The organism is Streptomyces sp. NPDC047014 (assembly GCF_040644195.1).
In the GTDB taxonomy this organism is placed as follows: Bacteria; Actinomycetota; Actinomycetes; order Streptomycetales; family Streptomycetaceae; genus Streptomyces.
In genome coordinates this window covers 1-12,219 of sequence record NZ_JBEYVX010000129.1, presented here as the reverse complement: position 1 = coordinate 12,219, position 12,219 = coordinate 1, and the positions used below count along the sequence as shown (strand labels likewise).

Here is a 12,219-nt window from a genome sequence, read left to right as displayed (position 1 = left end):
GGCCGGCGGGGCGGGGCCCCCCCCCCCCCCCCCCCCGAAACCCCGGACGGGCAGGGCACCGAGCTCCGCCCCGAGCCCGGCCACCACGGTCACCTTCCGCCCCCGCCCACCCGGCGAAGCCACGGGCGGAGCCATGGGCGAAGCCACGGGCGAAGCCACCACCTCAGGCCCCATCCCCGGCACCAACTCCCCCGCAACCCTCCGCATCGCCTCCCACCGAATCTCCCGCACCCCACTGTCGTGCCACCCCCCGCCGAAGGCGGACCCGGCGGACACCGCCAGATCCGGCGCCCCCACGGGCCCCCCGGCCGGCCGATTCCGCCACACGTGCACCCCCACAGCCACCGGCACCCCCAGCACCAGCGCCCACCCCAGCGCCGCCGCCCCCACGGCCCACCACACCGGCCCCACCTCCGCCAGCCTCCGCGACCCGAGCGCTCCCGCCGAGGCGGCCGCGAGCCCCGCCATCACCACTCCGCACACCACCGCCCCCAGCGCCGCGGTGAGCGCGGTCTCCCCGTACGAGACCTCGCGCGCCCTGCGCACCGCGAACCAGCCCACCGCCAGCCCCGCGAGCACCGGCACCCCGGCCGCCGCCCAGGTCAGCGGCGTACCGGCCCCCTCCGGCGGCAGCGCCGCCAGCAGCGGGAACCGCGGCAGCGCCGAGGCCCCGCCGGAGCCGAGCGGCGTCACCGCCGCCCCGGCGCCGAGCGCGAAGCCCGGCCCGAGGGCGTAGGCGGCGGCCCAGACCATCGCGTTCGGGATCAGCGCCAGCGCCAGCAGCAGCACCGCGAACCGGCCCGACCACACCCCGGTCAGCGACAGGAACGAGCCCCGCACCTCCGCCCCGTGCCAGGCGAGCGAGGCCCCGACGAGCAGCGCCCCGCCCCCCAGCAGCACCATCGCCCCGCCCGCGCCCGCCCGCAGCGCCAGCGCGTACCGGGGGCGCGTGAAGGCCCTCCGCACGCCCACCGGCAGCCACTCCGGCAGGGGTCCCGTCGGGCGCCCCTTCGCACTCCACACCCCGCCCGCCGCGGCCGGCACGGCCACCAGCGGGACATGCCAGGCGGCGCTGATCGGGTCGGCCGGCATGGGCCCCCCGGCCGCGTACACCGTGGCGAGCGCCCCGACGGCCAGATAGCCGCAGAGCACGGCCGAGACCACGGCCGCGGCGGGCAGCGTCTCCTCGTCCTCCTCCTCGGCGGCGGCCCCCAGCCGGGCGGCCCGCCGCATGAGCATCACGGGCAGCGCGACGAGCAGCAGCGGCGTCACCCCGACGGGTGCGGGCACCCCGGACAGGGTCTCGTACCGCACCAGTTCCGTGCCGTGGGCGAGCAGCCACAGCCCGGCGGCGAGGTGCAGGGCCCCGCCGGGGCCACTGTCGGGATAGGGGGAGCTGATCCACAGCACGATGACGAGCACGGCGAGGAAGCCGAGCCCGAGTCCGGCGGCCACGGCGCCGCCCAGCACGCACGCGGCGGCGGCCGGCGAACGGCGGCGCACGCCCGGTCGCGGGGCCGGCCGCAACGGGGTCCCGCGTTCGGTCACTTGGGTCACCCCGCCATGGTGCCAACGACACGCGCTATGGGCGGGTAACAGGCGAATGCCCGTGGTGTCGCCCAATATACGTTTATGTACTTTATTGCCCAGTGCTGCCGGAACGCGGGGAGCGTGGCATGACACGAAGCGTCGATCCGGCCTCCTCACATGCCCCGGATCCCAGCCTGCCCGCCCCCAAGGAGCGCCGCGGACTGCGCGAAGGGGCGGGCCTGACGCTCGAACAGGCCGGGGCGGCGGTGGGCGTCACGGCGAGCACGGTCCGCGCCTGGGAGGCGGGCCGCACCACACCGCGCGGGCGCAAGCGCCACGCGTACGCGCAGTTCCTGGCCCGCCTCAAGGCTCCTGAGGCCGCCGAGCCGCCGCCCGACACCGCGTCAGAACCGGTCGCGGCGACGGCGGAAGCCCCCCGGGCGGCGGAGCCGCCGCCCCGGACGGCCGTACCGGCCCCGCCCGATCCGGCGGCGGCCGCGCCGGAGGAGTCCGGAGCGGCCGCCGCCACCGGCACGGTCACCGCCACGGCCACGGCCACGGCCACGGCCACCCTGACGGCGGAGCCCCCCGGAGCCGACCAGATCCTCCCGCCCGCGCCGCCCCCCGAACCCGCCGAACCCGCCCCGCCCGTCACACCCGTCACGCCCGACCCGCCGGCCGGTCCCCCGGCGGCGGATCCGGCCGAGGCGTTCGACGCGCTGTACGCCCGGGCCGCGCCCGCCCTGGCCCGGCAGGCGTACCTGCTCACCGGGCGCCGGCTGCTCGCCCTGGAGTCCGTGGACCGGGCGTTCACCCAAGCCTGGGACCAGTGGCCCGAGGTGGCCGCCGACCCGGATCCGGTGGGCCGGGTGCGCGCGCTCGCGTACGAGTACGCCCTCTCCCCCTGGAACCGGCTGCGCCGCACCTACCGGCACCCCGACCGGCCGCCCGTCGACCCCGCGGACCGGATCCTGCTGGACGCGCTGCTCGCGCTGCCGGTCGTGCACCGGCGGACCGTGCTGCTCTACGACGGCGTGGGGCTGGACCTCCCCGACACGGCCGCCGAGACCGAGGCCACCACGCCCGCCACCGGGAACCGGCTCCTGCACGCGCACGCCGACCTCGCGGACCGGGTCCCCGAACTGGCCGACGTACCGCCGGACAAACTGTCGGCGGTGCTGCGGCAGCTGCTCGCCTCGCTCCGGCCGCCCTTCGCGCTGGAGCCGCGCCCGGCGGCGGCCGTCCGCACGGGCGGGGAGCGGCGCGTGCGCAGGTGGACGCGCGCGACCCTGAGCCTCACCGCGATGATCACCATGGCCACGGCCTACACGGCCGCGACCGCCCCCACCGGCTACGAGCCCCCCATGTGGCCCGGCGAGAGCGTCACCGGGGTCCCCCCGCTGGCCGGCCCCCAGCGGCTCACCGACCGGAGCCGGGAACTGCACGACAAGCTCCGGTCGGATCCGACGGCGGGCCCTTCCCGGGTCGTACCGAAGCTCGGATGAAACGGGCGTGGCCCGCACCCCGAGGGGTGCGGGCCACGCCCGTTCAGCCGTACGGCCGATGCCTACTGGGCGGCGTTCAGGATGGCGCGCGCCAGCTCCGCCGTCTCGGTCGGCGTCTTGCCGACCTTGACGCCGGCGGCCTCCAGGGCCTCCTTCTTCGCCTGCGCGGTGCCGGAGGAGCCGGAGACGATGGCGCCGGCGTGGCCCATGGTCTTGCCCTCGGGGGCGGTGAAGCCCGCGACGTAGCCGACGACCGGCTTGGTGACGTTCTTCGCGATGAAGTCCGCCGCACGCTCCTCGGCGTCGCCGCCGATCTCGCCGATCATGACGATCAGCTCGGTCTCCGGGTCGGCCTCGAAGGCTTCCAGAGCGTCGATGTGCGTGGTGCCGATGACCGGGTCGCCACCGATGCCGACGGCGGAGGTGAAGCCGATGTCGCGCAGCTCGTACATCATCTGGTAGGTCAGCGTGCCGGACTTGGACACGAGACCGATCTTGCCGGGCTTGGTGATGTCGCCCGGGATGATGCCGGCGTTGGACTGGCCGGGGGTGATCAGACCCGGGCAGTTCGGGCCGATGATGCGGGTCTTGTTGCCCTTGGCGGTCGCGTACGCCCAGAAGGCGGCGGAGTCGTGCACCGCGATGCCCTCGGTGATGACGACGGCCAGGGGGATCTCGGCGTCGATGGCCTCGACGACGGCCGCCTTGGCGAAGGCCGGCGGGACGAAGAGGACGGAGACGTTGGCGCCCGTCTTCTCCATCGCCTCGGCGACGGAACCGAAGACCGGGACCTCGGTGCCGTCGAAGTCGACGGTGGTGCCGGCCTTGCGCGGGTTCACGCCGCCGACGATGTTGGTGCCGTCAGCCAGCATCAGCTTGGTGTGCTTCATGCCCGTGGCACCGGTCATGCCCTGGACGATGACCTTGCTGTCCTTGTTGAGGAAGATAGCCATGTGAGTCTGTGACCTCTGCCCTTACTTCGCAGCCGCGAGCTCGGCGGCCTTGTCGGCCGCGCCGTCCATGGTGTCCACGCGCTGCACCAGCGGGTGGTTGGCGTCCGAGAGGATCTTGCGACCCAGCTCGGCGTTGTTGCCGTCGAGACGGACGACGAGCGGCTTGGTGACCGCCTCGCCCTTCTCCTCCAGCAGGGCCAGCGCCTGGACGATGCCGTTGGCGACCTCGTCGCACGCGGTGATGCCACCGAAGACGTTGACGAAGACGGACTTGACGTCCGGGTCCCCGAGGATGATCTCGAGACCGTTGGCCATGACGGCGGCGGAGGCGCCACCGCCGATGTCCAGGAAGTTGGCGGGCTTGACGCCACCGTGGTTCTCACCGGCGTAGGCGACGACGTCCAGGGTGCTCATGACGAGACCCGCGCCGTTGCCGATGATGCCGACCTCACCGTCGAGCTTGACGTAGTTGAGGTTCTTCGCCTTGGCGGCGGCCTCCAGCGGGTTCGCGGCCGCGTGGTCCACGAACTCCTCGTGGCCCGGCTGGCGGAACTCGGCGTTCTCGTCGAGGGAGACCTTGCCGTCGAGGGCGATGACCTCGCCGGAGGCGACCTTGGCGAGCGGGTTGACCTCGACGAGGAGCGCGTCCTCGGCGATGAAGGTGTCCCACAGGGTCACCAGGACCTCGGCGACCTTCTCGGCGACCTCGGCCGGGAACTGCGCCAGGGCGACGATCTCGCGGGCCTTCTCGATGGTCACGCCCTCGTTGGCGTTCACCGGGACCTTGGCGAGCTTCTCCGGGGTCTCCTCGGCGACCTGCTCGATGTCCATGCCGCCCGCGACCGAGGCCATGGCCAGGAAGGTGCGGTTGGTGCGGTCGAGGAGGTACGAGACGTAGTACTCCTCAAGGATCTCCGGAGCCGTCTCGGCGATCATCACCTTGTGGACCGTGTGGCCCTTGATGTCCATGCCCAGGATGTCCGTCGCGCGGGCGACGGCCTCGTCCGGGGTGGCGGCCAGCTTCACGCCACCGGCCTTGCCGCGGCCGCCGACCTTCACCTGCGCCTTGACGACCGACTTGCCGCCCAGCCGCTCGGTGGCCTCGCGAGCCGCCTCAGGCGTGTCGATGACTTCACCGGCCAGCACCGGTACACCGTGCTTGGCGAAGAGGTCCCTCGCCTGGTACTCGAACAGGTCCACGCGCGTCCGTCCCTTGTCTTTTTAAAGATTCGCAGTGATTCGCGGTTTGTCTGCTATCTGCGTGGGCGTGCCGCGGAGGGCAACGTGACGGCGCTGTCACAAGGAAGGCGCACACGGTGACCGTGGACGCGGCATGTCCGTCCGGCAGGTTATCCCCGTGGGGCGTGCGACCCTAAATCGCAGATCACACCTGAGCGGTGATACCTGTCACAGAAAGCCTCAGGGTTGAGCTGGAAATTCGTGTGATCCGCCGGTTCACACGGGGCTCCGGGGCGGGCGTGTCGGAGGAACCTCAGGGGGCGGGCAGGGGCCGCTTCTCCAGCGCGGCGGCCATCACCTCCGGGAACAGGTCGGGCGTACAGGCGAAGGCGGGGGCGCCGAGCGCGGCGAGGGCGGCGGCGTGCTCGTGGTCGTAGGCCGGGGCCCCTTCGTCGGACAGCGCGAGCAGGGTCACGAACTCCACCCCGGAACCCTTCATCGCGGCGACCCGCTTGAGCATCTCGTCGCGAATCCCGCCCTCGTAGAGATCGCTGATGAGGACGACGACCGTGTCGGCGGGCCGGGTGATCTTCGACTGGCAGTAGGCGAGGGCTCGGTTGATGTCGGTGCCGCCGCCGAGCTGGGTGCCGAAGAGCACGTCGACGGGGTCGTCGAGCTGGTCGGTCAGATCGACGACGGCGGTGTCGAAGACGACCAGGCGGGTGGCGATCGACCGCATGGAGGCGAGGACCGCGCCGAAGACGGAGGCGTAGACGACGGAGGCGGCCATGGAGCCGGACTGGTCGATGCAGAGGATCACCTCCTTCTTCACCGCCCGCGCGGCCCGCCCGTACCCGACCAGCCGCTCGGGGACGACGGTCCGGTACTCGGGCAGGTAGTTCTTCAGGTTCGCCCGGATCGTGCGGTCCCAGTCGATGTCGTGGTGACGGGGCCGGCTGATGCGCGCGGAGCGGTCGAGGGCGCCGGTGAGGGTGGCCCAGGTGCGGGCCGCGAGCCGCTTCTCCAGTTGCTCGACCACCTTGCGGACCACGGCCCGCGCCGTCTCCCTGGTGGTGTCCGGCATGGCCTTGTTCAGCGAGAGCAGGGTCCCGACCAGGTGCACATCGGGCTCGACGGCCTCCAGCATCTCGGGCTCCATGAGCAGCGCGGACAGCCCGAGCCGCTCGATGGCGTCCCGCTGCATCACGTGCACCACCGAACTGGGGAAGTACGCCCGGATGTCCCCGAGCCACCGCGCCACCGCCGGCGCGGACCCTCCGAGCCCCGCCGCCCGGGACCGCCCCTTCCCCTCCCCGCCCCCGCCGTACAGGGCCCCGAGCGCGGCATCCATCCCCACATCCCGCCCCCCGAGCGCACACCCGGTCCCGTCCCCGTCCCCCCCACCCAAAACCATCCGCCACCGCCGCAACCGCTCCCCACCCACCTGCTCGCCCCCACCACTCACTACCATTCCCCTTCCCATCGCCCATCTGTCCTGACCCATCCCAGCCCCGCCACCCATCCCAGCGCCACGCCCCTCCCCCGCCCCACCCCTCCGACTCGCCGCCCCATCCCAGCCCGCCGCCCCGATCCAGCCCGGCCCCCCAATCCAGCCCCGCTGCACCACTCCAGCCCCGCCGGCGATTGAGGCGCGGGGGCCCGGGGGCAGGGGCCACCGCAGCGGCGCCGCACGCTCAGCCGGCCGGTACCGCGTCGGGAGACGCCAGAAGCATTCGCACCAGCTCCGTCACCGCCCCCGCCCGCGCGGGATCCAGCGCCGCCCCGAACCCCTCCGGCCCATCCCCCGCGGCGGAGCCCGAACCACCCCCCGGCCCCCGCCGCACCAGCTCCCCGAGCGCCCTCCGCACCCCCACCTCATACGCCCCGAACGTCCGCCGCAGCAGCGGCAGCACATCCGTGAACGCCCCCTCCGGCACCCCCGCCAGCCACCCGTCGATCAGCCCGAGCAGCCGCTCGTCATGCACCAGCAGCGTGCCGCCCCCGGAACTCCCGCCCGCGAACCCCTCGATCCACCCCGCCGCATCCGTCGGCGGAGTCACCGGGGACAGGGCCAGCCCCATCAGCCGCGCCGTCTCCTCCGCCGGCAGCCGCCCCTCGTCGAGCAGCAGCCGGGCCGCCCTCCCCCGGATCACCCCGGGCACGGTGTCCCGCCCCGCCAGCGCCCGCAGCACCGCGGCCCACCGCTCCCGCAGCCCGTCGTCCGCCTCGGCCAGCAGCCCCACCGCACCGTGCACCCCGTCCACATGCCCCCGCAGCGCGGCCGCCGCATCCGCGTCCAGCCCGGCCGCGCAGGCCGCCGGCAGGGCCACGCATATCCGCTCGGCCAGCCCCGCCGCCACCGCCCCGAGCGCCGTCGCGTCCGTGCCGCGCACATCCCCGTACCGCAGCGAACGCGCCAGCGCCGGCAGGGCCTCGGCCAGCCGCGCCACATCGGTGTCCAGCGCGGCCCGGTCCGCCAGCGCCCGCAGTACGGCCGGCAGCGCCTCGGACAGCCCGGCCAGCAGGCAGGTCTCCGCCAGCGCCGTGACCTCCCCCAGCTGCGCCGCCGCCGCGGCATCCGCCTCGGCCCGCGCGGTGGCCGCCGCGAGCACGGTGGTGCCCCAGATACCGGCCTCCGCGACCCGCACGGAAAGCTCCGGCTCCCACCGCAGCCGCCACGTCTCCCGGAAGGTGCCGGTCCCGGCCCGGGAGGCCGTCGGCGTGCCCCAGCCGATGCCGAGCAGCCGCAGCCGGTGCAGCAGCAGGGACTTCGCCGCGTCGGTGTCCTTGCGCAGGTCGAGTTCCAGCTCGCGTTCCTGCGCCTCGGCCTTGAGCCGCAAGGAACGCTGCTGGCGTGACAGATCCCGCTGGAGCGGTACGACGGGCGCCGCCTCCGGGACCTCCCCGAGCACGTCCCCGACGACGAGCCGGTCCTCGATCAGCGCGAGCGGCACGTCGGAGCCGTCGCACATGACCGCCCGGGCGGCCTCCAGGGTCTCCGTCAGCCCGGCCAGGGGTCTGCCGCGCAGGGCGGCCAGGGTCCCGGCGAGCCGGACCGCCTCGATGACATGCGCCGAGGAGACCTGCCGGTCCTCCTCGCGGAGCAGGCCGGCGACCTTGGTCAGCCACCGCTCGACGGGCCGGTCGCGGGCCGCGAAGAGGTGCGCGTACCAGCCGGGCGAGGTGATGCCCGCCCCGTATCCGCCGGCGCGGGCGAGCCGGCGGTGGGTCCAGGGCACCCAGGTCGTCTCCACCTTGGCCTTCGGCAGCCCGCTCAGCAGCGCCCGGTCCGCCGCCACGGTGGTCTTCGCCCGCAGCGCGGGGACGTGCCAGGCGCCGCAGACGACCGCGTACGCCTCGCCGAACTCGCGGCGGGCGGCCCGCATCCGCTGCCGCATGTACGCCTCGCGCACCAGGTCGCGCCGGCGGCCGCCGTCCCCGTACGCCTCGCGCAGGGCGCCCATGGCCTCGCCCAGCGCCTCGAACGCGCCCAGCGCCTCCTCCCCGGCGCCACCGCCGCCGCGGTGCTCGACCGCGTCCTCCCACCAGCGCTCCGGATCGTCATATCCGGCGGTCTCCGCGAGCACCGCCAGCGGGTCCACCCGTACCGCGTCGGCCCCGTCCTCCTCCGGCTCCGCGGCGGCGGCCAGCGTGTGCGCGGCGGGCAGGTCCATGAAACGGACCGGTACGCCCGCCTCCAGCGCCCAGCGGATCGCCACCCACTCGGGGGAGAACTCGGCCAGCGGCCAGAACGCGGCCCGGGACGGGTCGTCCGCGGCGTGCGCGAGCAGCGCCACGGGCGGCCGCATGCCGGGGTCGGCGGCGAGCGCGAGCAGGCCGTCCCCCTCGGGCGGTCCCTCGACGAGCACGGCGGCCGGCCGGGCGGTGTCCAGGGCGGCCCGCACCGCGCGGGCCGAGCCGGGCCCGTGGTGCCGTACGCCGAGGAGGAGCGGGCCCTTCGGGCCGGGGCTCATGCCGTCACCTCCCGGCAGGCGCGGTAGAAGTCCTTCCAGCCGTCGCGCTCGCGGACCACCGCTTCCAGGTACTCCTGCCAGACCACCTGGTCGGCGGCCGGGTCGCGGACGACGGCGCCGAGGATCCCGGCGGCGACGTCCGAGGGGCGCAGTACGCCGTCCCCGAAGTGGGCGGCGAGGGCGAGCCCGTTGGTGACGACGGAGATGGCCTCCGCGGTGGAGAGGGTGCCGCTGGGCGATTTCACCTTCGTGCGCCCGTCGGTGGTGATCCCGTCGCGCAGCTCCCGAAAGACGGTGACGACGCGGCGGATCTCCTCCAGGCCCTCGGGCGCTCCGGGCAGGTCGAGGGCGCGGCCCATCTGGTCGACGCGGCGGGCGACGATGTCGACCTCGGCGTCGGCGGTGGCGGGCAGCGGCAGGACCACGGTGTTGAAGCGGCGGCGCAGCGCGCTGGAGAGCTCGTTGACCCCGCGGTCCCGGTCGTTGGCGGTGGCGATGAGGTTGAAGCCGCGCACGGCCTGCACCTCCTCGCCGAGCTCCGGTATCGGCAGGGTCTTCTCGGACAGGACGGTGATCAGGGTGTCCTGGACGTCGGCGGGGATCCGGGTGAGCTCTTCGACGCGGGCGGTCATGCCCTCGGCCATGGCCCGCATGACGGGGCTGGGGACGAGGGCTTCGCGGCTGGGGCCGTGGGCGAGGAGCCTGGCGTAGTTCCAGCCGTAGCGGATGGCTTCCTCGGGGGTGCCGGCGGTGCCCTGGACGAGCAGCGTGGAGTCCCCGCTGACGGCGGCGGCGAGGTGTTCGGAGACCCAGGTCTTGGCGGTGCCGGGGACGCCGAGCAGGAGCAGGGCGCGGTCGGTGGCGAGGGTGGTGACGGCGACCTCGACGATGCGGCGCGGCCCCACGTACTTGGGGGTGATGACCGTGCCGTCGTCGAGCGTGCCGCCGAGCAGGTAGGTGGCGACGGCCCACGGGGAGAGCTTCCAACGGGCCGGGCGGGTCCGGTCGTCGGCGGCCGCCAGGGCTTTCAGTTCCTGTGCGAAGGCGTCTTCGGCATGCGGTCGTAGTACTTCGGCGCCGGTGCCGTTCTCGGGCGTGCTCATGGTCCCCCTCCAATGCTCGGCAGCCGCTCCCGACTGCTGCTTCCACGGTGCACCACGCCACTGACAACGACCCTGCACCGAGGCGTTGTTGCAGGTCAGAGCGATTGTCAGTGGGGGTCTCTACGGTGGGTGACATGACTGAGCAGGGGGTCCGCTGGACAGCGGAACAGGTACTGGCTCTGGCTCCTGACGATGCCTCACGCAAGGCGGGCGGCAGACTCGGCGGGGCGGGGCCCTGGTCACAGATCGGAGGTTCCGCTTCCGGTTCTGTCTGGGGGTTGTGCAAGGGCAGCGGCAGCACGCCGTACCGGACGGTCGTCGACCTGACCGGACCGGCCTACAAGTGCTCCTGCCCGAGCCGGAAGTTCCCGTGCAAGCACGCGCTGGGGCTGCTGCTGCTCTGGTCCGCCGAGGGGGTCGGCGAGCCCGGGGAGGCGCCGGACTGGGCCGCGCCGTGGCTGGCGGAGCGGGCCGCCAGGGCGGCGCGGCCGGCGGGCGCCCCGGCCGGGCCGGTCGACGAGGAGGCGGCCCGGCGGCGGGCCGAGCGGCGGGCGGCGCGGGTCGGCGCGGGCGTCACCGAGCTGGAGCGGCGGCTGGCCGATCTGCTGCGCGGCGGCCTCGCGGGCCAGGAGCAGGCCGGTTACGCCGGGTGGGAGGAGACCGCGGCGCGGATGGTCGACGCCCAGGCGCCCGGACTGGCCGGTCGCGTAAGGGAGTTGGGGACGATACCCAGTTGCGGCCCCGGCTGGCCCGCCAGGATGCTGGAGGAGGCGGCGCTGCTGCACCTGCTGGACCGGGCCTGGATGGGGGTTTCGGGCCTGCCGGAGCAGTTGGCGGCGACGGTGCGCGGCCGTGTCGGGCTGCCGGTCTCCGGGGAGGGGGAGGCCGTACGGGACCACTGGCTGGTCCTGGCGCAGTACGACTCGGTGTCACCGGACGGCCGGCTCACCACCCGCCGGATATGGCTGCGCGGGCAGGACGGGGGGCGGCCCGCGCTGGTGCTGGACTTCGGGCCTCCCGGGCGGCCGCCGGCGCTGGCGCTGCCCGTGGGGCTGGTGCTGGAGGCGGAGCTTCGCTTCCGGCCCGGGTCGGCGGGGCTGCGGGCGGATCTCGGGGAGAGGTCCGTGGCGGCCGTGCCGTGCGCGCAGGTGCCGGCGGGGGTGGGCACGGGGGCGGCCCTCGCGGCCTACGGAGCGGCGCTGCGGGAGGACCCGTGGCTGGAGTCCTGGCCGGTGGTGCTCGGTCCGGTGATTCCGATACCGGGGGAGCTCGGCTGGCAGCTCGCGGACGCGGAGGGCGACACCGCCCTGCCGGTACCCCTCACGGGGACCGGCGCCCGCTCCCGCGGGGGGCTGTGGCAGCTGGCCGCGTTGTCGGGCGGGGGCCCGGTGACGGTGTTCGGCGAGTGCGGCCACCGCGGGTTCACCCCGCTGACGGCCTGGCAGCCGGATTCTCCGGAGGCCGTCGCCCTGTCCTGAACGGGGGATCCACAGCAGGGGGCCTGGGGGGACCTGTGCCGTTGGGAGGAGCGGCGCGGGGAGGAGTGCGGCGCCGGGGGGCGCCGCATCGGGGAACGACGAGAAGCCGGGGGGCTTGTGATGGACGACAACCACGCCAGCTGAGACAGCCGTGACGAGGGGGCCCCGGGAGGGACGGGGCCCCGGGAAGTGCCGCGGCCCGGTCCCGCGGAGGGGGCGGGACCGGGCCGGGGCACGACGGCACGGGCGACGAGGACGAGCGACGAGGGACGAGGGAGGGGCACCGATGGGCAAGGGTGACGAGGGATACGGGGAGTGGCGGGAGCTGGTCGGGACCGCCCTGCTGGGCACCGACCGGCGCCGGGGCGGGGGCCCGGCCGCTTCGCCGGAGGCGTTGCTGGACGCGGCGGCCGTGCACACCGTACGGCGGCGGGCGGGGCTGCTCGCGGACGAAGCCGACGCGCTGACCACGCAGGGCGGTCTGTGTCGCGACAACG

General features: G+C 74.8%; 9 protein-coding genes. 3 read left to right on the top strand and 6 right to left on the bottom strand.

The window, feature by feature from the left end; translation table 11 throughout:
- On the bottom strand, positions 1-1,557 hold a 1,557-nt coding region (locus ABZ873_RS32505), incomplete at its 3' end, for a DUF6350 family protein (protein ID WP_360879904.1).
- A gap of 119 nt (positions 1,558-1,676) precedes the next feature.
- Between ABZ873_RS32505 and ABZ873_RS32500 the strand changes: the two genes are divergently transcribed.
- Positions 1,677-3,035 (top strand): helix-turn-helix domain-containing protein, encoded by a 1,359-nt coding sequence (locus ABZ873_RS32500; protein WP_360879901.1) that lies wholly within the window; start codon positions 1,677-1,679, stop codon positions 3,033-3,035.
- 62 nt (positions 3,036-3,097) lie between these two features.
- On the opposite strand, the gene sucD is transcribed toward ABZ873_RS32500, so the two are convergent.
- The 5 genes from sucD to ABZ873_RS32475 all read right to left on the bottom strand — a co-directional run bounded on the left by sucD (position 3,098) and on the right by ABZ873_RS32475 (position 10,244).
- Positions 3,098-3,988 (bottom strand): succinate--CoA ligase subunit alpha, encoded by an 891-nt coding sequence (gene sucD, locus ABZ873_RS32495; RefSeq protein WP_030764277.1) that lies wholly within the window; start codon positions 3,986-3,988, stop codon positions 3,098-3,100.
- A 21-nt stretch (positions 3,989-4,009) separates the two neighbouring features.
- Positions 4,010-5,188, bottom strand: coding sequence for an ADP-forming succinate--CoA ligase subunit beta (sucC, locus tag ABZ873_RS32490; protein WP_030659459.1), 1,179 nt, complete (start codon positions 5,186-5,188; stop codon positions 4,010-4,012).
- Positions 5,189-5,480: 292 nt separating this feature from the next.
- Entirely contained in the window at positions 5,481-6,638 is a 1,158-nt protein-coding gene (locus ABZ873_RS32485) for a VWA domain-containing protein (protein WP_360879907.1), read from the bottom strand.
- A 223-nt stretch (positions 6,639-6,861) separates the two neighbouring features.
- Complete coding sequence (locus tag ABZ873_RS32480; protein ID WP_360879897.1) at positions 6,862-9,141, bottom strand: DUF5682 family protein; 2,280 nt, start codon at positions 9,139-9,141, stop codon at positions 6,862-6,864.
- Positions 9,138-10,244 carry an AAA family ATPase gene (locus ABZ873_RS32475; protein ID WP_360879894.1) on the bottom strand — a complete coding sequence of 369 codons (1,107 nt, stop codon included), beginning with the start codon at positions 10,242-10,244 and terminating at the stop codon, positions 9,138-9,140. The genes ABZ873_RS32480 and ABZ873_RS32475 overlap by 4 nt, the downstream gene beginning before the upstream one ends.
- 134 nt (positions 10,245-10,378) lie before the next feature.
- Here ABZ873_RS32475 and ABZ873_RS32470 point away from each other — a divergent pair, with 134 nt between their 5' ends.
- Both ABZ873_RS32470 and ABZ873_RS32465 read left to right on the top strand, forming a co-directional pair.
- Positions 10,379-11,722: an SWIM zinc finger family protein gene (locus tag ABZ873_RS32470; RefSeq protein ID WP_360879891.1), complete on the top strand. Its 1,344-nt coding sequence runs from the start codon at positions 10,379-10,381 to the stop codon at positions 11,720-11,722.
- A 286-nt stretch (positions 11,723-12,008) separates the two neighbouring features.
- Positions 12,009-12,219, top strand: a 211-nt coding sequence (locus tag ABZ873_RS32465) for a hypothetical protein (RefSeq protein ID WP_360879888.1), incomplete at its 3' end; no start/stop codon positions are given.

What these genes read in the sequence shown, in the direction of transcription:
- ABZ873_RS32500 (WP_360879901.1), top strand. Translation starts at nt 1,677, where the DNA reads ATGACACGAAGCGTCGATCCGGCCTCCTCACATGCCCCGGATCCCAGC.
- sucD (WP_030764277.1), bottom strand. Translation starts at nt 3,988, where the DNA reads ATGGCTATCTTCCTCAACAAGGACAGCAAGGTCATCGTCCAGGGCATG.
- ABZ873_RS32485 (WP_360879907.1), bottom strand. Translation starts at nt 6,638, where the DNA reads ATGGTAGTGAGTGGTGGGGGCGAGCAGGTGGGTGGGGAGCGGTTGCGG.
- ABZ873_RS32480 (WP_360879897.1), bottom strand. Translation starts at nt 9,141, where the DNA reads ATGAGCCCCGGCCCGAAGGGCCCGCTCCTCCTCGGCGTACGGCACCAC.
- ABZ873_RS32475 (WP_360879894.1), bottom strand. Translation starts at nt 10,244, where the DNA reads ATGAGCACGCCCGAGAACGGCACCGGCGCCGAAGTACTACGACCGCAT.
- ABZ873_RS32470 (WP_360879891.1), top strand. Translation starts at nt 10,379, where the DNA reads ATGACTGAGCAGGGGGTCCGCTGGACAGCGGAACAGGTACTGGCTCTG.